Annotated in this window: 11 protein-coding genes; all 11 read left to right on the top strand. The window is 53.7% G+C overall.

The window, feature by feature from the left end; all coding sequences use genetic code 11:
- Window positions 1–15: 15 nt before the first annotated feature.
- Window positions 16–1,272, top strand: coding sequence for a Gfo/Idh/MocA family oxidoreductase (locus WCS52_17185; protein ID MEI6168918.1), 1,257 nt, complete (start codon window positions 16–18; stop codon window positions 1,270–1,272).
- 14 nt (window positions 1,273–1,286) lie between these two features.
- Window positions 1,287–4,451 carry a family 78 glycoside hydrolase catalytic domain gene (locus WCS52_17180; GenBank protein ID MEI6168917.1) on the top strand — a complete coding sequence of 1,055 codons (3,165 nt, stop codon included), beginning with the start codon at window positions 1,287–1,289 and terminating at the stop codon, window positions 4,449–4,451.
- Between the two features lie 464 nt (window positions 4,452–4,915).
- Window positions 4,916–6,538: a glycosyl hydrolase gene (locus WCS52_17175; GenBank protein MEI6168916.1), complete on the top strand. Its 1,623-nt coding sequence runs from the start codon at window positions 4,916–4,918 to the stop codon at window positions 6,536–6,538.
- Window positions 6,511–7,797: an L-rhamnose isomerase gene (locus WCS52_17170; GenBank protein MEI6168915.1), complete on the top strand. Its 1,287-nt coding sequence runs from the start codon at window positions 6,511–6,513 to the stop codon at window positions 7,795–7,797. Before WCS52_17175 ends, WCS52_17170 begins: the two co-directional genes overlap by 28 nt.
- Window positions 7,798–7,951: 154 nt before the next feature.
- Window positions 7,952–10,192 carry a DUF4838 domain-containing protein gene (locus WCS52_17165; protein MEI6168914.1) on the top strand — a complete coding sequence of 747 codons (2,241 nt, stop codon included), beginning with the start codon at window positions 7,952–7,954 and terminating at the stop codon, window positions 10,190–10,192.
- Window positions 10,192–12,783 carry a DUF4838 domain-containing protein gene (locus tag WCS52_17160; GenBank protein MEI6168913.1) on the top strand — a complete coding sequence of 864 codons (2,592 nt, stop codon included), beginning with the start codon at window positions 10,192–10,194 and terminating at the stop codon, window positions 12,781–12,783. Before WCS52_17165 ends, WCS52_17160 begins: the two co-directional genes overlap by 1 nt.
- 97 nt (window positions 12,784–12,880) lie before the next feature.
- Complete coding sequence (locus WCS52_17155) at window positions 12,881–15,313, top strand: alpha-L-rhamnosidase C-terminal domain-containing protein (GenBank protein MEI6168912.1); 2,433 nt, start codon at window positions 12,881–12,883, stop codon at window positions 15,311–15,313.
- Between the two features lie 7 nt (window positions 15,314–15,320).
- Window positions 15,321–17,720 carry a hypothetical protein gene (locus WCS52_17150; GenBank protein MEI6168911.1) on the top strand — a complete coding sequence of 800 codons (2,400 nt, stop codon included), beginning with the start codon at window positions 15,321–15,323 and terminating at the stop codon, window positions 17,718–17,720.
- A 22-nt stretch (window positions 17,721–17,742) separates the two neighbouring features.
- Window positions 17,743–20,151 (top strand): family 78 glycoside hydrolase catalytic domain, encoded by a 2,409-nt coding sequence (locus tag WCS52_17145; GenBank protein ID MEI6168910.1) that lies wholly within the window; start codon window positions 17,743–17,745, stop codon window positions 20,149–20,151.
- 51 nt (window positions 20,152–20,202) lie between these two features.
- A complete protein-coding gene (locus tag WCS52_17140; GenBank protein MEI6168909.1) occupies window positions 20,203–21,681 on the top strand; it encodes an MFS transporter in 1,479 nt (492 codons plus the stop codon).
- A gap of 77 nt (window positions 21,682–21,758) precedes the next feature.
- On the top strand, window positions 21,759–22,682 hold a 924-nt coding region (locus tag WCS52_17135; protein ID MEI6168908.1), incomplete at its 3' end, for a hypothetical protein.

Here is a 22,682-nt window from a genome sequence, read left to right as displayed (position 1 = left end):
ACAGGAAAATAAACAATGAATAAAGTGTCGATTGTGGTGGTTGGGGCAGGAAGCAGAGGATCCGGTTACGCTCAGTATGCGAAAGCATTCCCCGGGGAGGCGGAAGTGGTGGCGGTTTGTGAGCCGCGTCAGGAGTGGCGGGAACGCTTTGCGAAAGAGCACGGCCTGACGAAAGAGAAATGTTTCCATGACTGGAAGGAGCTTCTGACTCAGCCGAAGCTCGCCGATGCCGCCCTGGTATGCACGGTCGAAAACCTGCACCGGGATATCGCGGTGGCGCTTGCGGGAATGAAATACCATCTGCTTCTGGAAAAACCGATGGCGCCGACAGAACAGGAGTGTCAGGATATCTACGCGGCCGCCACGAAGAATAAAGTGATTCTGGCCGTCTGCCATGTGCTGCGTTATACGAATTGGTTCGCTAAATTGAAATCCATGGTGGACAGCGGCCTGATTGGTAAAGTTCAGCATATTGCTGCCACGGAATTGGTTGGCTCCTGGCATTTCGCCCATTCCTTCGTGCGCGGAAATTTCCGTAACGAAAAGGTCTCTTCCCCGTTTCTGCTGGCCAAATGCTGCCATGACATTGATCTGTTAAATGTTCTGGTTCCGTCCCGTTGTGCGAAGGTCTCGTCTTTCGGCAGACTAAGCCATTTTAAGCGCGAGAACCAGCCGGCTGGAGCGGCAGACCGATGTGTGGAATGTCCCACTCACATAGAGTCCCAATGTCCTTATTCGGCGGTTAAAATATACCTGCGTGACGCTTTGGACAGGCTTGATAGTTGGCCAGTCAACATATTAACCGCAGACACCACCCCGTCCGGCGTGGGCAAAGCGTTGAAAGAAGGCCCATACGGAAGATGCGTCTATGCCTGTGACAACGATGTCTGCGATCATCAGGTGGTTAATCTCGAGTTTGAGAATGGGGCCACCGTTGGTTTTATTACTACGGCCTTTGCGGTTGGCGGGCGCGACTATTTCATAATGGGCGACAAGGGTTCGTTGCGATTCACGGGCGAAGAGATTATCCATAATGACTTCCTGTTTGGGCCAGCTGGACGGGAGACCCGGCATGCGATCACGAATGGTGACAACACCATTCTCAGTGGCCATGGCGGCGGTGATTTTGGCCTGATGAAGCAGTTTCTGGCGGCCGTCGCCAAAGGCGATTCAAGCGTCATCTGCACGGGACCTGAGGTCTCCCTCGAAAGCCATATGATTGTGTTTGCAGCGGAAAAGGCGCGGAAAACGGGCACGGTCGTGTCCCTTTGAAAACCAGCGGTTCAATGATGTTTAAACAATCAACGCCTGGCACCCCGCACCATTTGCGGTGTGAGAACCGGAGCAATCCCCAGGGGATTGACGAGTTAAAACCCCGTCTTTCGTGGTGGGTTAACGATGACCGTCGCGGTGCGCGACAGACGGCGTTTCAGATTCTAGTGGCCTCAACGGCTGATCTTCTGGCCCGTGATCAAGGTGATTTGTGGGACAGTGGCCGGGTTGAAACAGATCAGTCCGTCCACGTCGGATATGAGGGTAGGCCGTTGGAATCACGGATGGCCTGCCATTGGAAATTGCGGGTATGGGACCAGGATGGCACCGTCTCAGGCTGGAGCCAACCTGCATTGTGGACGATGGGATTGCTCCGGATAGAAGATTGGCAGGCAAGCTGGATCGGGCCTGACGAAAAACGGTTTTCCGCACCACTCTGGGAACAATGGATTTGGTATGGAGGCGATCAGGTCACATCCGACTGCTGCTGGTTTCGCCGTACATTCGAACTGCCGCGGGATCAGCGGGTGACCAAGGCCCTCAGCCAAGTCGTGGCGACCGGAGGTTTTCCGATATTCATCAATGGGAAAGAAATTGGGCACAAGCAGTTGGAGGATATCACCCATTTGGTTCAAGCCGGCAGGAATGTCATTGCCATTAAAGTGGAGAATGTTCGATCACGTCCGGAAGGCCTTATGGCGGGGTTCCGGTTTGAGTTCGAGCAGGGCGATCCGATGCGTGTCGTTACCGATCAGCAGTGGCGCTCGGAATGCAAGGAGATCGAGGGCTGGGAACTTCTGTCGTTTGACGACTCCGCCTGGTCATCCATACGGATCGTGACGGAACTGGAGGTAAAACCCTGGGAGGAAATTGGCGAGAAGGCCAGATGCCTTCCGGCTCGGATGCTGCGCCGGGAGTTTTCGGTGGAGAAACAGGTCGCCCGGGCCACGGCCTATATCAGCGGTCTCGGCCTTTTTGAACTGTACCTCAATGGCCGCAAAGTCGGTGATCATGTGTTGTCTCCGGCCCTGACGGAATACGATAAACGGGTGTTCTATGTGTCACTGGATGTCACCGATCAGCTACGCTGCGGAGTCAACGCCGCCGGAGTGATTTTGGGGAATGGGCGTTATTTTGAACCCCGTCTGACTCAACCTCTCCAGTCGCGCCCTTCTGATTACCCCAAATTGCTGCTGCAAATCGAAGTGGATTATGCTGACGGCAGTGCCTGCCGGATCGTCAGCGATGAATCTTGGAAGCTGACGACGTCCGGTCCTATTCGCGCCAACAGCGAGTATGACGGCGAGGACTATGATGCACGCCTGGATATGGCCGGCTGGACTCGTTCCGGTTTCGATGAATCGGGCTGGCATTCAGCGGTGAAGGTGAAAGCCCCGCGAGGCACACTGGCGGCCCAGATGATGGAGCCGATGCGGGTGATGGATACACTTCGCCCGGCGGCGGTGAGCCAGCCACGTCCTGGCCTGTTCATCTTTGATATGGGTCAGAACATGGTGGGGTGGTGCCGGTTGAAGGTTCGCGGACCGCGCGGGACACGCGTCGTTTTGCGTCACGCTGAAACCCTGAAGCCTGACGGTGAATTGTTCCTCGACAACATTCGCAGTGCCAAAGCGATGGATGTCTACACCCTGAAGGGGGAAGGCGAGGAAATCTATGAGCCGCGCTTTACCTATCATGGCTTCCGTTATGTCGAGATCACGGGCTTTCCGGGGCAAGCAACGGTCGAGAATCTTGAAGGCCGGGTGATCCATGACGCGCTGGCGTTGGCGGGAGCGTTTACCTGTTCCCATCCGTTGCTCAACCAAATCCAGCACAACATTTATTGGGGCGTACGGGGTAATTATCGTTCCATTCCAACGGATTGCCCGCAGCGGGACGAGCGCCTGGGATGGTTAGGGGATCGCTCAGAGGAATCCAAAGGCGAATGTTACCTGTTTGATCTCGCTGCATTCTATGCCAAGTGGCTGACGGATATTCGTGATACCCAGCGTCCAAGCGGCAGCATTCCAGATGTGGTGCCTTCGTACTGGGTGGTCTACACGGACGGCGTAACTTGGCCCAGTTCCTACATCATCATCCCTCATATGCTCTATAACCAATATGGCGACAGTCGCATTCTTCAAAAGCATTATGACAGCATGAAGAAGTGGACAGATTACATGGTTGGTTTCCTTGAGGACGGCCTCATACACAAAAACACCTATGGGGATTGGTGTGTGCCGCCGGAATCCCTGACGCTCATCCACTCCAGCGATCCGCATCGAAACACGGACGGAGCCTTGATCAGCACGGCTTACTTCTATCATGACCTGCGCCTGATGTCCAAGTCCGCGCGACTATTGGGCAAAGTGGCTGACGCCGAGTGCTTTGACCGGTTGGCCGAAAAGGTAAAAACCGCCTTTAACGGTCGCTTTCTGAATTTAAAAACCGGTGTTTACGATAATGGAACACAGACTTCTAGTGTTTTATCCCTAGCGTTTGGTCTGGTTCCGGACAAGTACAAGGCAGCCGTATTCACCAATCTGGTCGATAAGATCGTTCATGATACGAAAGGTCACATCGGGACTGGTTTAGTCGGTGGCCAGTATCTGATGCGGGTATTGTCCGATCATGGTCGCCCCGATCTAGCCTACGCCATCGCCACGCAAAAAACTTACCCGAGCTGGGGTTATATGATTGCCAACGGGGCCACGACGATCTGGGAATTATGGAATGGCAATACGGCTGATCCCGGGATGAATTCCGGAAACCATGTCATGCTCATTGGTGATCTTTACATCTGGTTTTATGAATATCTGGCGGGCATCCGTCCCGATTCGGAGCGTCCCGGCTTCAAACACATGATCCTGCGTCCTACGCCAGTGGGAGAGCTTACGCATGTAAAGGCAAGTTATGAATCACCCTACGGGCCCATCGAAACGGAATGGCATGTGCAAAAGACTGAGTTCACGTTTTCGGTCAGGATTCCAGCCAATACCAGCGCCACCGTCTTTCTTCCATGCGCTTCAGAAACATCGGTCACGGAAAGTGGACAGGTTTTAAAAAATGTGAACGGTATAACCAATATCCGTACACAGGAAAATTGTACTGTTTTTGATGCGAATGCGGGTTCGTATCAGTTCCGCACCGGCGAGTTGTTGGTGAATCCAACAAAATGAATAATCAGGAAAAGAAGGTTGATGCAATGCCCGAGCTGAGCAAATTTCCACCCTTGGGTTTAACCTATTTCTGGTTGTTGAACGACCGCTGTGACGATTCCGCGATAGACTGTCAGATCGAGGCGTTCAGCAAGGCGCAGATCTCGACAGTGTGTCTGCATCCCCGGGATGGTCTGTTGCTGCCCTACGGAAGCAGCGACTGGTTTGACTTTGTCCGCAGGACGGCTTTGAAGCTAGCCGCGAAGGGGATCGGCATCTGGCTGTACGATGAAGATCCGTTCCCTAGTGGCAACGCCGGTGGGCGGATCATTCTGGATCATCCGGAATTCATTGCCAAAAGAATCGTCATGCATCAGGCGAAACCAGGGGACATTACGCAGGATGGTCTGTGGTGTTTTCCTGCAACGGGGACCTTGCTCTTCTGCGCCTTACTCTCAGAGGGCGATGCGGCGTTGGTTACCGAGATGACCCGGCAGGTGGGTATGGTCCGACGACAATGGACGATGCTGAAAAGCTGGGACAGCAAATGGTATTATCCGGCGACACCGCTCTACACGTCGGACAGGGCCATGGCCTATACGCCGGAATATGCGGTTAAAATAGGGCGTATTCCTGAGCAACACTGCCTGGTTGCGTTCACCGTTGAACCGGTGCCTAACCCGAAATGGAATTTTTATGTCGATCCGCTTAATCCCCGGGCTACTGAAAAATTCATTGAGTACACTCATGAAAAATACCTCCAATGCGTGGGAGATATGTTTGGAAAGGAGATCACGGCGATATTTACTGATGAAGCTAAATATTGTGGCGATACCCCTTGGACGCCCGGGTTGCTTGAAAGTTTTCAGCACGACTATGGCTATGATTTGCGACCCAGACTTATTGATCTGTTTTCGGAAAGTGAAACCCTTGAGAGCATTCGCTCCAAAGTGAATTACCGGGAATGGTGCGGAAAACGTTTTGAACAGGCGTGGCTCAAGCCCGTGTCCACCTGGTGTCGGCGCCATCATTTAAAACTGGTCGGCCACATGAGTCCGGAAGATGATCCCGTGCAACAAGCTGGCACTCTTTCGAATTTAATGCCCTTGCAGAAATATCTGTCTCTTGCCGGCCTCGACCTCATTATCCCGGCAGTCGGGGATAAGCAACATCCCCTGATCAATCTGGGGATTCTCTCGGCAGTATCTTCGGCGCAGCAGCATCAGATGACCGGAGTGATGAGTGAATCCCTGGCTTGTTCGGGAAAGGACTGCACCGACGAAACCGTTCGAAAGATTTTAAACTGGCAGACGGTGATGGGGATGACGACGCCCGTGGTGCACGGGATTTTTCACTCGCTCAGGGGAGAGCGCGAGTTTGAATGCCCGCCTGATTTCGGTCCTGCGTCAAAATTCAGGGACGGGTTGCTGCAATTGTCAAAAGATTTAACGTCCGTTCAGGAACTGCTTCTTGGTGCCTCTCAAATCGCCCCTGTGGCGATTTTATGGCCGATCAAGTCCTTCCATCTTCTCGGAAAATTCTGGCAGTTCGAGCCGGGCGGGTTGCGGGGGGAGTTGACGGCGCTCGTCCTGGCATGCCTGGAAGCGCATGTCGGAATCCAGTTACTGGATGAAGCGGACTTCCAGAGCGCCACGATGATAAATGGCAAGCTAACCATTGGCAATGCGACTTATTCCCATATCATAGTTCCGGGTTCGTCCATATGGAGCAAAGCCACTTGGGATTTGCTGGCACACTACACTGAGTTAAAGTTAAAGATTTATCAATTTGGGACGCGACCGCGGTTTCTGGAGACGCCAGATGGTATTGAGGAATTTGGAAGGGCTCCATTTAACGAGTTAACCGAAACCATGATCAAAAATGAGCTGCCGAGGCTGCAGGATATACAATCCGCAGGTTCGACAGATATCCGCATTACCGGCTGGATTAAAAACGGACATGAATTTTACTTGCTCTGTTATCTCGGAGAAGGCCCCGTCGAAGCATTGATCGATACTGAAACTTATGAGCTATCCAGTCAGAAAATCTTAACGATTAACCGATCAGGGAATGACTCTGTATGCCGAATCAACAAAAGGGGCAGATGATGAAAGAAACCGAGAAGGCTTATCAGCGCGCTTGTGACAAATATGCAGAATACGGAGTTGATGTTTCCTCTGCTCTTCTCAGGCTTGATTCGATATCAATCGCCATACATGCCTGGCAGGGAGATGATGTAGTCGGGTTTGAAAGGAATGAGCATTCGCTGACTGGGGGCTGTCAGGTAACGGGTAATTATCCGGGAAGAGCTCGAACCGCCGATGAACTGCGGGCCGATCTGGAGGTGGCGTTGAAATTGATTCCCGGGCGGCACAGGGTCTGTCTTCAGGCCCATCAGGTTGACAGAATGTTCAACGGGGTTGATCGTGATGGCTACGGTATCGAGCATTTTTCGAAATGGATGGACTGGGCGGAACATCATAATTTAAAAATGGATATCGCCCCCGCCTTTTATTCCCATAAGAATTTGGACAATGGGATGTCCTTGAGTCATCCTGATCGGGCGATCAGGCAGTTTTGGATCAATCACGGGAAAAGTATCCGGCGGATCGCCGCGAAGATGGGTAAGAAGCTGGGTGCTCCGTCAATCTGCAATATCTGGGTTCCTGACGGTTTCAAAGATACGCCGGCTGACAGACAGAGCCCGCGGTTGAGATTGCAGGATTCCCTCGATGAAATCTTCGCCGATACGCTGCCGCATAAATATCTGCGTGATTCCATTGAATCCAAGCTTTTCGGGATTGGAGTTGAATCCTATACTGTAGGTTCCCATGATTTCTGTTTGGGATATACGGTAAAAAAGAAAAAACTTCTATGCCTGGATACCGGGCATTTTCATCCTACCGAATCCATTGCGGACAAGCTGTCGGCCGTAATGTGTCACCTTGATGAAATTCTGCTCCATATCAGTCGGGGCGTGCGCTGGGACAGTGACCATGTTCCGGTGCTGAACGACGAGCTCATTTCCATCACGCAGGAATCCGTCCGGTATGATTACCTGAAACGCATTAATTTCTGCCTGGACTATTTTGATGCCAGCATAAACCGTGTTGCGGCCTGGGTGATTGGCGTGCGGAATATGCGGAAGGCGCTACTGAACGCGCTCTTGGAGCCACATAAAATACTGTGCGATCTTGAAAATAAGCGGGATTTTACCGGACGTCTTGCCCTACAGGAGGAGGCAAAGATGCTCCCGCTGGGAGCGGTATGGGAATACTATTGTCTTAAAAGCAACGTTCCGCCTGGATTTTGTTTTATGGATGATATCAGGAAATATGAATCTCGCGTCCTCATGAAGAGGGAGTGACGATAAGGAATAATCGATGAAGGATCAGTTACATGTGGAACAGCGGTTCGAGGGCGTGGCGTGGTGATGTTGCGAGTTTTAGGCGGAATGGTGACGGTTTTGATGATGGTGCAGGAATGGAAACATGCGGTTAAGAATAAGGGAGTCAGAAATTATGAAAGTGTATAAAAGCGCTAAGTTCAAGGGATTCATTGGCGGTTTGTCAGGGATGATTTTATCACTGACAGTTCTGAATTGTTCAGCGGGTAACCTCGAGTTGGTGAAAAAAGGGCAAGCCAAAGTGTGCCTGGTGCTGCCAGCTACGCCGAAGCCTGATGAGAAGCTTGCCGCCGATGAATTATCTGATTTTTTTGAGAAAATATCCGGAGTTAAAGTTGGGATTGTCACAAATGTCGACATGGTGGGCGGGCTCATCCCTGTCAAAATCGGACTGAGCCTTTGTCCCGAGGCTGAAAAACTCAGTAGGGACTCCGGCAGTGAACCTGCCGCATTCATGCTCAGGGTGCAGAAAGACGGTGTGTGGCTAGCCGGATTGGCGCCGGAAGGGACTTTGTTCGCCGCCTACGAGCTTCTGGAACAACTGGGCGTCGGTTGGTATATGCCTGGCGATCTGGGGACGATCATCCCGTCTACCAGAACGATCGCACTGCCAATCCAGCAAACCATTCAGATTCCCTCGTTCAAAGGCCGCCATCTCCAGGCCATCGGCGACGGGACGTGGGCGAAGCGGATGCGTTTGGGCGGATTTGGGGCGGGAGGACACGGGCTTCCGATCAAGGCTGATGCAAAAATCCACCCAGAGATGTTTTGCCAGGAAAACGGGCAGCCGACGCACCAACTTGAAGTCAGCAATCCAGAAGTTCTTCGTCTGGCCATTGAGGCGGCACTGAAATACTTCCGCAAGAATCCCAGCGAAAAATATATTTCAATGTCCCCTAATGACGGTGCGGGTTTTGGCTCCTCCCCATGGGATGCCAGCGAAATGGATCCGTTGCACGGAAAAATATCGGCGACGGATCGCTACGTTAGATTCTATAATCTTGTCTTGGCGGAAGTTCATAAGGAATTCCCTGACGCCGGTATTGCTTTTTACTGCTATGGGCAATTGATGCGTCCGCCCGTTAAGGAAATGCCGGACAAGCACATCCTTCCAGTATTTGCTCCTATTGACCTCTGCCGGTTTCATTCGATTGAAAATCCCATCTGTCCTGAACGTCAGTATATGAAGCAGATTATCGCCCGCTGGCAGGAACTCGGCTGCGAAATATACTATCGCGGCTATTATTTCAATCTTTCGGACCAAGGGCTCCCTTTCAGTATGATCCGGCAGATCAGTGATGAACTCCCGTTTTTTTACAATAACAAGATTGTGGGCTGCCGGGTTGAATGCATGCCGATTTGGGGCTTTCATGGGCCGTCGCTCTATCTGGCGAGCAAATTGATGTGGAGTGCGAAAGCGGACGCCAAAGCCATCATGGATGACTATTTCAAGGCATTATATGGGCCTGCGGCTCAGCCGATAAGTAAGTTCTTCGATATCCTGGAGGATACCTATGGTCATGCCGATTATCATACGGGGAATGTGTTCGACATCCCGCATATCCTTACCACCGATATCCTGAACCAACTGGATGAACAACTGAGTGCGGCGGAGAAATTGACCAGTCCGGAATCCGATTTCGCGAAGAGAATTCAACGTGTACGGATGTCGCAGGAGTACGGGAAGGCAAATCTTGTGATGATGGCGGCTTTCAACGATGGCGATTTCAAGAAATCCAAAGAGGAATACCTGAAAGTTTCCTCAATGATTCTCGAAGGCAATAAACTGACTCCACCACTATTCGCTCACATCCCAGTCGCATACTTGAAACGCTTCTGGGGCGGATCAATCGATTCGGCATATGAGGGGATTGAGAAGGGTAACAGGATTGTGGCCAGGCTTCCGGATCAGTGGTTATTTATGCTGGATCCGCTAAATGGGGGCGAGGCCCTCGGCTTCTACAAACCAGCCATGGGGCCTAAGAACTGGCTGAAAATGAAAACATATTCCGAGTCCTGGGGCAACCAGGGACTGCGCTATTACAAGGGCGAGGCCTGGTACCGTACCGCCGTTAACGTTGATAAAAAATTCAAGGGCGAGACGATTCACCTCTGGCTGGGTGGTATTGACGATATGGCAACCGCCTGGATCAATGGAGAAAAACTGGATTGCTTGGCCAAGGGGGCCGCTCCCATCGGCAAAGCCTGGGAATTCGATTGTACCGGCGCGATCCGGTTCGGACAGGAAAACGTGATTGTCATTAAAGTTTCTAATCGGGAGGTCAATGAGCTGGGAACCGGCGGCATTACCGGCCCTGCTATGCTCTGGACCGTGTCCCGCAAGGAGTCATTATAATGAATCGCTATGTAAGAAAACTATTACCTGTTTTGCTGTTCTTCATCAGCTTCTGCCTATCATCCTGTACGAGCGTGTCCGATCACCACGGCAAGCTTTGTTTGGCGAAAAAGGGTAAGGCTGAATTTCCCATTGTGATCGCGAAGAATGCCTCCGCGCTGACCCGCACCAATGCGGTGGTGCTGTCCTCCTATCTGCGAAAGATGACCGGTGCGGGCTTCGCCATAGAAGAAGGGGACGGCTCAGCGGGGATCGTGCTCGGGCGTCAGGAGGACTTTCCTGCATTGCCGAAACGGTTCGATGCCAATCCGGCAGATCCACAGCGCACGGAGGAGTATCTGCTCTTCACGCATGCTCGAGGGTTGCTCCTGGTGGGGGCCAGTGATCTCGGCGCGCAAAATGCCATGTGGGATTTTCTGGGACGACAGGGGTATCGCCAGTATTTTCCCGGTCCAACCTGGGAAATTGTCCCCTCGGTTCCCCGGCTCACCGCCAGATATGACGAAGTTCAGAAACCGAGCTATATTATGCGATCAGTCTGGTTCACCTTTGGGACCTATCCTGAGCGCGGACTCTTGTATAAGGACTGGTGTCAAAAAAACAGGATGGAAAGCGGGTTCACCATCAACGCCGGACATACCTACGACGGAATCATTGCGAAGAACAAGGACGTCTTCCTCAAACATCCCGAGTATCTGGCCATGGTGGGAGGCGAGCGCAAGGGAGCCAAGTTTAACGTCGCCAATCCCGGTCTGCGGCAGCTTGTTGTTGATTACAAGTTAGCGGAATTACGTAATCACCCCGAGCAGATGAGCGTTTCCATGGATCCCAGCGACGGCGGCGGGTGGGATGAGAGCGCGGAGGCGAAGAGCATCGGTTCACCTTCCGACCAGGCGATCACTCTGGCCAATGACGTAGCGTCGGTGATGGAGAAAGATTTCCCGGGTCGTGCCGTCGGCCTTTATGCCTACAACCAGCATGCCGAGCCGCCCACGATCAAAGTACATAAGAATGTTTTCATTCTGGTCGCCACTTCATTCCGCGGGACTTCCCTGAGCCTGAAAGAACAGATGGACGGCTGGAAAAAGCAGGGTGCCACCTTGGGTATACGGGATTATCTCTCTTACCCGGCGGCCAACTACGATATTCCCGCCCGTTGCGCCGGTGGATTCCCGTCCCATAAATCTGTCGGACGCTTTAAGGATTACCATGACTGGGGCGCGCGTCTCTACAGCGCGGAGTCAGGGGACAACTGGGGCATCAACGGGTTTATGTATTACTCGGTGGCACGCATGCTTTGGAACGTCAATGACACCCGTTTTGTTGACGGGCTTAAAGAGGAATTTCTCATAAACTGCTTCGGGCCGGTGGCAGACGAGATCCGACCCTATTACGAGGCGCTGTCTTCTGGGAACAGTCCTGTTCTCGCGCCCGCCTTTTTCCGTCGGCTTTACGAATCGATCCAGGCCGCCCGCCTTAAAACCCCCGGAGCGGCCATTGATGCCCGGCTTGATGATCTCACCCTTTATGTGCGTTATCTGGAACTTTACAAAAAGTACGCCGATGCATCCGGTCCAGCAAGGCAGCAGGCGGCGCAGGAAATGTTCTCCCATCTCTATCGGGCCCGGTTTCATTCGACGAACCACGCCTATGGCATCATTCGTGATCTATCCGGGAGGGATCGCTCCCTGGGCTGGACCCAGGAGGAGAGGAAATCTTTCGGGCGCGGCGTCCCGCTCTGGGAAATACAGGCTCCGCCGGAAGAACGCATCAGTCCCGAACTATCCTTATGGGAACCACGAGCCCCCTACGAAAAGAAAGAAATTCTGGCGATCGAGGCCGATGGAGTAAAAAACAATCCAAAACTGGACTTCAAGCCCGTAAGCTTCAGTCAGGATCTCGTGCCAGCCGCCCCCATCCTTACAGGAGAAAAAACGATCGCGCCGGGATGGCTTGGTGGGCAGGCGGTGCATAACATCCTCTACTACACCTGGGCGGAGAAGGCCGGTTCCGAATGGCATGTTAAGGTGACCTGCGGCACGGATTCGAAAGGGAGACCCCTGGGCAAGATCCGGCCTAAAGTCGAACTATGGTCCGCAAAAGAGGCGGAGGACGTGCCGGTGTCTGTCGCCGAAGTGGATGTCGAGTTCGGGAAGACGGGTGATCTTGTGGTGAAGTCACCCCATGCGGGGCTTCATTGGATCGTTCTAAGCGGTGCGCGTTGGCAAAAGCTCGAACTTGACCCAGGCAAATCTTGGACCGTCACCTCATCCTCTGATATCCCTTGTCAATCTCAGGGCGCAGCTGAGACCAGCACGCTGTATTTTTATGTACCCAAGGGAACATCCATCATTGGTGCGCATTTCACCGGACGCGGGGTGCTGTTTAATCCTGAAGGGAAGGCTGTGAAAAACTTTGATAATGCCGGCTACGTGAAAATCGATGTGCCTCAGGGAATGGACGGTCACCTGTGGAAAGTGAAAGACCTGAGGGGCGGTCATTTCCTGCTTCTCACCGTGCCGCCTTACTTCGCGCCGTCCCCCCGCGACCTGCTGCTGCCGCGTGAAGTGGTGGAGGCAGGGCGGAAGTGATAATCTTTGGAGGACAATCCGAAGTTCTGTTAAGTTCAGAGAACGGAAATGTAGCGGATTGAGTTCGAGGCGAAGATAATAAAGACGAAAGATTAAAATGAAGAACCATCTTATGCGCAGGACAATGATCAATGCCGAGCCTTTTATAGAGAGGTCGAAATTTGAGCCGGGTTGGGCCTGGTCGAGATGGGGGAACTGGCCGGCCTGGTGGGTGGATCATCCTGAGCGTTCGTTATCGGAGCCCTCTGTGGCGGTATTCCGCCTGAAATTTAACCTGGAGGAGGCCGCCACCCTGCGGCTTCATGTGAGTGCCGACCACCGCTATCGGATCTTCCTTGACGGGCGAGACTTTGGGAGGGGCCCTGAGCGGGGTGACATCCAACATTGGTTTTTCGAGACCTATGAAGGAAAGGTTCCTGCCGGCGAACATCTGCTGGCGGTTCAGACGTGGTGGCTTGGTGAGAAGGCACCCTATGCTCAGATGAGCGTGCGGCCCGGCTTCATGCTGGCCGCCGAGGGCGTATGGCTCGAACCGTTGTCGACCGGGCATGCGAAATGGGAGGCGGCCTTGATGCCGGGCCTTGAATTTATAGCACCCGGCGATACGTGGGGAACCGGCTGGAACGTGCGGGTCGACGGCGCGTCCTATCCATGGGAATGGGAAAGCGGCGGTGGCGAATTCGAGTGGAGGGAGGCGCAAAAAATCGCCATGGCGGTTTCTGCCGCATGGAAAAATGAGACCCCGCCTTACTGGATGCTGATGCCTGCGGCACTCCCGCCCATGCTGGATGAGCCTGCCAAGGCCGGTGTCTTGCGGCATCTTGCGGAAGGCATCGCCCCCTATCCCGTCGCGGCGAACCGGCATCTCGCGGCTGAGGCCCGGGGATGGAGCGAATGGCTCTCGGGGCTTGCCCCGGTGCACATCCCTGCCAAAACCAGCAGGACCGCGCTGATTGATCTCGAGAACTATTATTGCGCCTATCCCGAATTGCTGGTATCCGGCGGAAAAGGAACTCAGATCCGCCTTCAGTGGGCAGAGGGGCTCTTTCGAAAAGCCGATGGCGGAGGTAAGGGGCAGCGCGATGAAATCGAAGGCAAGTTCTTCCGGGGCGGAGTCGGCGATGAATTTCTGCCCGATGGCGGAGAACAACGCCTGTTCACGACGCTCTGGTGGCAAGCGGGACGCTATCTCGAGCTGACGGTTACGACGGGTGATTTTCCGGTCACCCTGGAACGATTAAGCCTCCGCTGCACAGGATACCCTCTGAAAATGGAGGGGCATTTCGACGCCTCCGACGTGCAGTTCTCACGTTTTCTGCCCATTGCCGAGCGCGCCATACAGATGTGTTCCCACGAAACCTACATGGATTGCCCTTACTATGAGCAGCTCATGTACATTGGAGACACGCGGCTTGAAGTTCTGACAACCTATGCCATGACGCCCGACGCGCGCCTACCCCGCAAGGCCCTGCTGCTGTTCGACTGGTCCCGCAGGAACTCCGGTTTTACACAGTCCCGCTATCCATCGCGGGTCTGTCAGGTCATCCCTCCTTTTTCCCTCTGGTGGGTATGCATGGTTCACGACTACTGGATGTGGCGCGACGATCAGGCGTTTGTCAAAGAGCGAATGCCGGGCGTGCGGGCCGTGACCGAGGCGTTCCGATCTCTGCTTCAACCGGACGGCCTCATGGCGGCACCGAACGGCTGGAACTTCACCGACTGGGTCAAGGAACCCTTGGCTTGGCCGGCGGGCATTCCTCCCCAAGCCGATTTCGCTCCGAGTTCCGTATTGAATCTGCATTTCGCCCTCGTGCTTCTCCGGAAAGCGGAAATGGAGTCGAGTTTTGGCGAGCACCAACTTGCCGACCGTGACCGCGCCACGGCGATGAGGGTGACCGATGCCGTAATGCGGGTCTTCTGGAACGAAGCGCGAGGCCTGATCGCGGATGATGCCCAACACGAGTTCTTCAGCGAACATGCGCAGTGTCTGGCCCTTTTGGGTGGGCTTCTCGATGAAAGCAAACAACGCAGGATAGGAATCTCGCTCTGTTCGTCAGGCGGTCTTTCAAAAGCGACCATATACTTCACGCATTATCTGTTCGAGACCTACCGCTTGCTAGGCAAGGATAAATTATTCTTTGAGCGTTTGAAGCTCTGGCACCAATTGCCGGAACAGGGTTTCAAGACAACCTTTGAAGAGCCGGAACCGTCACGCTCGGACTGCCATGCCTGGGGCGCTCATCCCTTGTTTCATTGCTATGCGACTATCCTTGGAATCCGGCCCGATGCGCCGGGCTTCAGCCGCGTCCGCATTGCGCCCATGCCCGGGCCCCTGCAAAGGGTTGCCGGCACGCTCCCTCATCCCCAAGGCGAAATCGAAGTAAGGCTCGAAAGAGGGAGCGGCGATTCGCTGGAGGCCATAGTATGCCTGCCAGCCGGAATGGACGGAGTTTTTGCCTGGAAGGGCGAGGAACGGAAGTTATCGCCCGGAAAAAATGCCCTGAAATTTAACCCAGCGGTGACGGAGTGAGTGGCAAATGAAACAGAACACAGAAATTTCAAACTCATCATGGATGAAACAAGATAATCTAACCTATCATATGATTGACCATAGAACGTGGGCGCAAATTTTGTCTGAGGATATCTGTAAATGGACTCCGCCACAGACCGTGCATCTGCCGATCCAGGCCGTGCATTCGCCCGATTTCATTCACGTGGACTGTTCGTTGAATGTTTGCCGCCGCCGGATTATCCCGGGTTTGTCGGTAAGTGATACCGGGCACCAGGACAAAGCCGGACAATTGGAGGTCATGCTTGTTGAAATGCTCCCCGCTGATCCTCCCTTTGTGCCGCAAGGCCGCTCGAGTCGTATGTCTCTTGCGGAGGGGAAATATCCGGTGGCTACGGTGGAGTATTTTGCAGATTTGCTTTACCGGTTCGAATACTTTTGCGTTCCGGGTGACCGGCCAGACCGCGATTGCCTGTGGGTCACTTGCCGCGTAACCAACACGAGCAGCCGGCCGAGGTCTGCAACGGTGCGAGCACGAATTGGTTTCGCGCCCGAAAAGGATCTTTTTGAGCATCACTATATTCCCTTCTTTTGGGATAACACCAAATACCGGCACCCGACACAGTGCGGACTGAACGACGAGCGGATTCTGCGTAATGGGAAAACCGTAGGGCGCGTATTGCCCGGGAGTTTCACCTGCAACTGGGAGCAAAAGGCTGCTTTCACAGCCGAAGATTATGCCGTGCTCAATATGGACTATTTTGTTGAGCCCGCGCATCGGTTCACGGAATTGACGGAATGCCTGCGCTTTCACCGGGACTTGGCCTCCGGCGAGGAAGCCGCATTTTCATTCGTGCTTCTGACGAATTACGAACAGTCTGACGAGGGTGACCTTCAGATGTTGGCATCAGCCGATTCACAAACAGATCGCAGCCGGAGTCTCGCCCATTTCAAGTCCCTGTTTCCGGTCAGCGCCACCCGCATGATCTGTCCTGCAGGTTGTTGGGATCGGATCTTTGAGGAATTGCAGATTTCCTCACTACAATTGATGGTCCCTTTCCCCGACTTTCCCGGCTTGGCACCGACTCAGGGCGGGGCAGGCCATGAGCGCCATCTCATCTGGGTGCAAGAGGCGGTCTTAATGCTGTTGCCCCTGCTCAAGCTGGGACGCTTCAAGGAGGTCAGGGCCGGCCTGGATTTCATTTTCTCAATGCAGGATGGCGGGTTTCCACCAGAGGGCCGGTTCACCACGTTGGAAGGAGCCGTGGGGACGACCGGTCCGCGCTGGATCAACAGCACGGGCTCGGCATTGGCCCTGGCCGCCGACTATTATAGTTTGTCCAAAGATGAAGCGTTTCTTCGGGATTATTTGCCCCGTATTCTGCGCGCCGCCGACTGGATTGTGGGAGAACTGAGGGCCACGCGCCAGGTGAAACCTGATGGTAGTCGGTCGCCCATGTACGGGCTGATGCCATGTGGTCGCGCTACCGATGGCGATGTTGGGCATGTCATCGCCTACACTGACGCCTACACTTTCTGGGGATTGGACAAGACCGTTCGGCTATTGAAAATCCTGGGTCACCCGCGGCATCTTGAATTCGAGCGGGAACGTGATCACTATCGCGCGGACATAACGACTTGTGCGGAGAGTTTGGCCCGGGCGGATGGGTTTATCGATCGCAAGATCGTGACGGGCGATCCGGAAGAGAAGTATGCCAAGGTCTTTGAGGTCGTGTGTTCTATCGCCCATTTAGCCTTCACGGGCGGGATTGATTTGCATAATAGTCTTTTTGACCGTTATGTCGCCTATGCTGAAGCGCAGTTGATGGATGGGCCTTTTACAGGGAAGATGAATCACGAGATTTACTACATGGGTTGCCTGGATTTGGTCTGGCAACAGATCTACCTCAAGCGTGGAGCCTGGAAAAAGGCGTTTCTGGCAGCTCGGGTGAACTTGAAATATGGTATGACGCAGGACACGTTTCAGGTTCAGGAACGATTTTCCATCAGCAACCCCGCCTTTACCCCGTTTCAGCCCAATGGCAGCGGAAATGGTCGTGTGTTGGAGATGATGCTCTCCTCGTTTTACTTTGAAAATGCCGATGATGATGTCACCCTGCTTGCCGGTATCCCCTTCCTGTGGCTCCAAATGAATGGCCGGACCGCCTTGACGCAGCTGCATACATCGAAGGGACAGCTCTCCATTGAGGCCAACATGGAGGGCGACCACTGCCGCCTGTGGTTTCGCGCAGAGGATGACGGGGCACTTCCGACGTGCGTCCGAATTCCGGAACACTTCGAGGTCATCGACGCAGCAGGCGCCTGTCGTGACCCGGGTGTTCAGCGGTTTAGAACTGAGTCAGGATGCCGTGAAGTCAAGTTTCTGCTCCGCGATAATGATTTTACCTCGGAAAAAGCGTCTAAATAAACTTTAAAGGAAAAGGGCAAAGATGAAGTCGGAATCTATAATCTTAAACGCGTCATGGATATGGCTGGCCGGGCAATCCGGGAGCAACAAACACCAGTATGTTGTTTTTCGGAAGACGTTCAATCTTCGCCACCTGCATGAAAATCAGGTTTTAGAGATCTCTGTCGATTCCGATTTCGTTCTTTTTGTCAACGGGCGGGAAATCGGACGCGGCCAGTTCAGCGACTATCCGCAGGAAAAAACATATACCCGGTTTGAGGTAGGCGGAAAGCTACAGGAGGGCCGTAACTGCATGGCCATCCTGGCGTATCACCGCGGTGAAAACTTTTCCGAGCACCGTGCCGGACAGCCGGGGCTGATTGTCGCGCTGAATGCCGGAGATAAGGGAATTCTTTCGGATGCGACCTGGAAATGCCGCCAGCATCCGGCCTTTGTTTCCGGGGATATGCCCAAGGTCACGGGGCAACAGGGGTTCACCACCTGTTTTGATGCGCGTAAGGATTGTTCCTGGACGGACATGGATTTTAACGATGCGGATTGGCCAGATGCGGCGGTACAGGGCGAAGCGCTTTCCGGCTACTGGCGGGAAATCCTGCCCCGGCCGGTTCCCGTACTGACGCAGGGAAAGGCGCTTGATGCAAAAGTTCTTTCCCAGGGAAATTTTACAAGAAAAAGAGAATTCGAAAGTTTTGCCGAGACCATGGCAAATGACGCCCTGGTATCCATGTGGGGAAATGTGGTGTTTACGAAGGAAATGGCCGCCAAGGGATATGCCTGGTGGGCAAACTTCGGATTCCATCGTGATGGAGGCGCTAGTTCCAGCCTACTCGTGAACATCCCGGACAATGGGTTTGAAGGAGCCTATTTCATATTAGACTTTGGCCGGGAAGAAACGGGCCTAATTCATTTTGACTTGGATGCGCCTGCAGGGACGGTCATTGATATAGGCCATGGCGAGCATGTCGTGGATGGCCGGATAAGAATTCGTATGGGGTCGCGCAATTTTGCCGACCGTTACATTTGTCGGGAGGGGATTAATCTCTATACATTACCTTTCAGACGTTTGGGCGGACGTTATCTCCAAGTTCATGTCTCAAACTTTCATGCCCCCTTGAAAATTCGTTATTTTGGGCTTATCCCCTTAGCCCTTCCGGAAATCTCCACCTGCGAATTCCGGACATCGGACACTCTGGCTGAAAAGATATATGAAATCAGCGTGAGAACGTTGAAGTGTTGCATGCACGAACACTATGAGGACACACCTTGGCGAGAGCAGTCCCTTTACGCCTTCGATGGCCGAAACCAGGCGTTGTACGGCTATTATTGTTTTGGCAATTACGATTTTGCCGCGACGTCGTTTGATCTTTTGGGGCGAGGAATCCGCGCTGACGGATTGTTGGAATTGTGTGCCCCGGCTAAAATCCCCTGCACCATTCCGATGTTCAGCCTTGTGTGGATATCTGCCTTGGCGGAGCACTGGATGCATGCAGGCTCGCCCGTGCTTTTTGAGAAATTCTCAGGACAGATCAAGCTCATGCTGGAGGTCGTTTTGGCCAGAAAAGATGGAGGGTCCGGGTTGTATAGGACTCCTGTATCACCGGATCTGTGGCATTTTTATGAATGGGCGCCGGGACTTGATAATGATCGTGATCCCGGTGAGCGATTGGATGCGCCTTGGAACTTGTTTCTGCACGAAGCGCTGGGAGCCTATGCCCAAATGTTGAGGCTGTCCGGAAATGTTGCCGAGGCGGAAGAGATAGAGGGCAAGAGGGCTGAACTGGGCCATGCCATAACTCAAGTTTTCTGGGATGAGCAAGAGCATTGCCTGTCCACTTACATTTTCGACGGCAAGCATGCCGGTTTCCACCAGTTAATCCAGGCGTTGACGCTCAATGAGCATATCCTGGATGGTGAGCGGGAGAAGGTCCTGCTGCGAAAAATATCCAGCTCCGACTTTCCGGAAATGACCTTAAGTTCAATGCTCTACCTCGTCAGGGCTTTGATGGACCAAGATGAAGGCTCCAGGAAATGCGTGGCGTTGATCATTCATGACCATTGGGGGAAGATGGTCTTGGCCGGGGCATCTACCTGCTGGGAAACAATTGATGGCGAAGCTGCATTTGGCGGCGCCGGAAGTTTGTGTCACGGCTGGAGCGCATTGCCGGTTTATTACTACCATGCGTATATCCTGGGAATCCGCCCTCTTTCTCCTGGTTTCAAAACCTTTTCCATCACGCCTTATTGCGACCGGTTTTTCCAGGCGAAAGGCGAAGTGATGACCCCCTATGGTAAAATCTCTGCTGAATGGTGCAGGACGGGAACAGGAATTGAGATGTCGGTAAACCACCCTGTGGAGTGCAAACCAAAGGTCTCTCCCTATCCTGAATATCAATCCATCAGGGTTAGTTGCAATGCGAGAAGTGTAACGTGAAATGCCGTAGGGATATAAGAACATTGGCGCTGGCGAAAGTATTTTAAAATTATGGCTATGCTCAAAATCTCTGTAATGATGAGCCGGATTTTAGACCGTGTGACCCGGCGGGGCTGCCCCCCCGCCGGGTCGCGCGTCTATACCTGCGGCACGCTGCGCTACACGACCTTCGGGCTGTTTGTGGTGTTCTTCTGGCTCCTGTGGGGCGATTTCACCATGTGCCTGATGGAAACGGTGCTGCCGTCGATCCTCCCCCTGCAACTCAAGGCCCTTGGCGCGCCCAACATGGTCATGGGTATTTTCCTGGTGACGGTACCCAGTACCATGAACTTCTTTGTCAATCCGGTCATCAGTTTCCGGAGCGACCGGCACCGGGGGCCCTGGGGGCGGCGGATTCCTTTCCTGCTGGCGCCCACGCCGTTTATTACCGTCGTGCTGGTGGCCATTGCCTTTGCACCTGAAATTGGCGCCTGGGTGCATGGGCTGATGGCGGGACACGGGGGCTTTGGGAAGAACACCATCATCATCGGCGTGATCGGGCTGTTACTCGTCATTTTCCAGTTTTTCAACATGTTCATCTCGTCGGTCTATTACTACCTCTTCAATGATTTGGTGCCAGCGGCCTATCTGGCGCGATTCATGGCGGCCTTCCGGGTGGTGGGGACGTTGGCGGGAATGACCTTCAATTATTTCGTGTTTCCCCATGCCCAGACGCACATGCGGGTTATTTTCCTGGGTGCGGCGGTACTCTATTTCGTCGGGTTCATGTCGATGTGTTTCGGCTTGAAGGAAGGCAAATATCCCCCGCCTACGCCCCTGGTGGGGAACAAGACGGGGCTGCTGGCCAGTTTTGAGACCTATTTCCGGGAATGTTTCACCCATCCCTACTATTTGAATATGTTTGCCATGTCGGCAGCGGCGCAGGTGGCTGGCGCCTGTGGTTTCGTGGCTACATTGTTCTATCTCCATTTGGGAATCTCATTGGAACAGTTGGGTAAGTTCAATACCTGGATGGCGATTCCGGGTTTACTGCTCATGGTGCCGATGGGGATGTTGAGCGATCGGATTCATCCGGTGCGGGTGTTGGTCGGGCTCGGGTTCTTTGGACCTATCATGGCGATCGCTTCCTTTTTCTTTGTTCATGATTTCAGGAGTGTCATCATTCTGACGCTGATTGCATTTCCCATCGCCCAGTTACAAGGGGCGGCCGCCATGCCTTTGAATTGGTTGCTGTTCCCCAAGGATAAGTTTGGCCAGTTTGGCTCGGCGGATGCGATGGCACGTTCCATCGTCACAATTGTCGGCAGTGTGGTGGCGGGACTCTCCCTTGACCTCATGAAGCGGCTTTATCACGGGGACGAGGAATACTATCGTTGGATGTACATCTGGTCCGCCACCTTTGCATCAATCAGTTACTTCTTTTTGTGGAGGGTATACCGGGGATGGAAGGACCATGGTGGGATTAATGATTACAAAGCGCCGCATGTTGAGCATGATGTAGGGTGCGTTGGAGCAAAGCAGGAAAAATAAATATTACCTGAGAAGGGTAATGTGAAATTCACAGGAGATGAGATGTTGAACCCAGTAAGGATTTGCTTAAGACCAATATGCGTAAACTCAAAACCTTCCATGTGATGCCGCTTATTCCCGGTCGCGAGGTCGAACTCGCCGCTGATGCGGAGATCCTTCTCAATACTGGTGTCTGCACTGATATTGCCTGCATGCTCACCCTAGTCCCCGAGGGCGATCCTCCCGTGGACAAGGCGAAGATTCTCGGCGATCGTTTCACAGTCTTTCGCGACGGTTTCAAGGGTGACAAATCCCGGGTCGGCATCCTGGCGCAGGCCACCATCGGACACGGCTGGATTCCTGACGAACCCGCGTCCTATGAGAAAATCATCCGACCCGACGGCAGCCTCGCCTACCAGATGTGCCCGTTGGATCCCTTGTTTCAGAACTATATCCGTGACGCGTTCCGGCACCTCGCCGCGCTGAAGCCGGCCTTTTTCATGATCGACGATGACTTCCGGCTTCTGCACGGACGGGACGGCTGCTACTGTCCGCTCCATCTGGCAGAAATCGGCCGTCGGTTGGGGCGGACCTTCACCCGCGAAACGCTGCTGAACACGCTCCGCATTGATACCGCAGCTGCGCAAGAATATGACAAACTCCTGCTTGATTCCCTGATGCGCGTTGCCGGGATCATGCGTGAGGCGATCGATGGAACCGATCCCGCCATCCCCGGGAGTTTCTGCGCCTGTCAGCGCGACATCCGTCATGCCGGCCCCATTTCGCGGCGCCTTGCCGGAAAAGGGAATCCCCTCGTTGTCCGCATCAATAATGCCCGCTATCTGAGTTCTGAAATGCGCACCTTCGCCAACCGTATGTACGACGGCGCGGCGCAGATTGCCGGCCTGGATTCGGACGTCACCATTCTTGCGGAGACCGATACCTGTCCCCAGAACCGTTACAGCGCCGGTGCAAACTTGATGCATTCGCACTATGTGGGCTCAATCCTGGAAGGCTGCCAT

The sequence above is a fragment of the bacterium genome (assembly GCA_037128595.1).
Taxonomy (GTDB): Bacteria; Verrucomicrobiota; Kiritimatiellia; order CAIKKV01; family CAITUY01; genus JAABPW01.
The sequence above is the reverse complement of the archived record's forward strand: the minus strand, read 5'-3'. Positions and strand labels throughout refer to the sequence as shown.

Bases quoted from the DNA above. Each gene is read 5' to 3' on its own strand.
- WCS52_17185 (MEI6168918.1), top strand. From the start codon at position 16: ATGAATAAAGTGTCGATTGTGGTGGTTGGGGCAGGAAGCAGAGGATCC.
- WCS52_17180 (MEI6168917.1), top strand. From the start codon at position 1,287: ATGATGTTTAAACAATCAACGCCTGGCACCCCGCACCATTTGCGGTGT.
- WCS52_17175 (MEI6168916.1), top strand. From the start codon at position 4,916: ATGACCCGGCAGGTGGGTATGGTCCGACGACAATGGACGATGCTGAAA.
- WCS52_17170 (MEI6168915.1), top strand. From the start codon at position 6,511: ATGCCGAATCAACAAAAGGGGCAGATGATGAAAGAAACCGAGAAGGCT.
- WCS52_17165 (MEI6168914.1), top strand. From the start codon at position 7,952: ATGAAAGTGTATAAAAGCGCTAAGTTCAAGGGATTCATTGGCGGTTTG.
- WCS52_17160 (MEI6168913.1), top strand. From the start codon at position 10,192: ATGAATCGCTATGTAAGAAAACTATTACCTGTTTTGCTGTTCTTCATC.
- WCS52_17155 (MEI6168912.1), top strand. From the start codon at position 12,881: ATGAAGAACCATCTTATGCGCAGGACAATGATCAATGCCGAGCCTTTT.
- WCS52_17150 (MEI6168911.1), top strand. From the start codon at position 15,321: ATGAAACAGAACACAGAAATTTCAAACTCATCATGGATGAAACAAGAT.
- WCS52_17145 (MEI6168910.1), top strand. From the start codon at position 17,743: ATGAAGTCGGAATCTATAATCTTAAACGCGTCATGGATATGGCTGGCC.
- WCS52_17140 (MEI6168909.1), top strand. From the start codon at position 20,203: ATGGCTATGCTCAAAATCTCTGTAATGATGAGCCGGATTTTAGACCGT.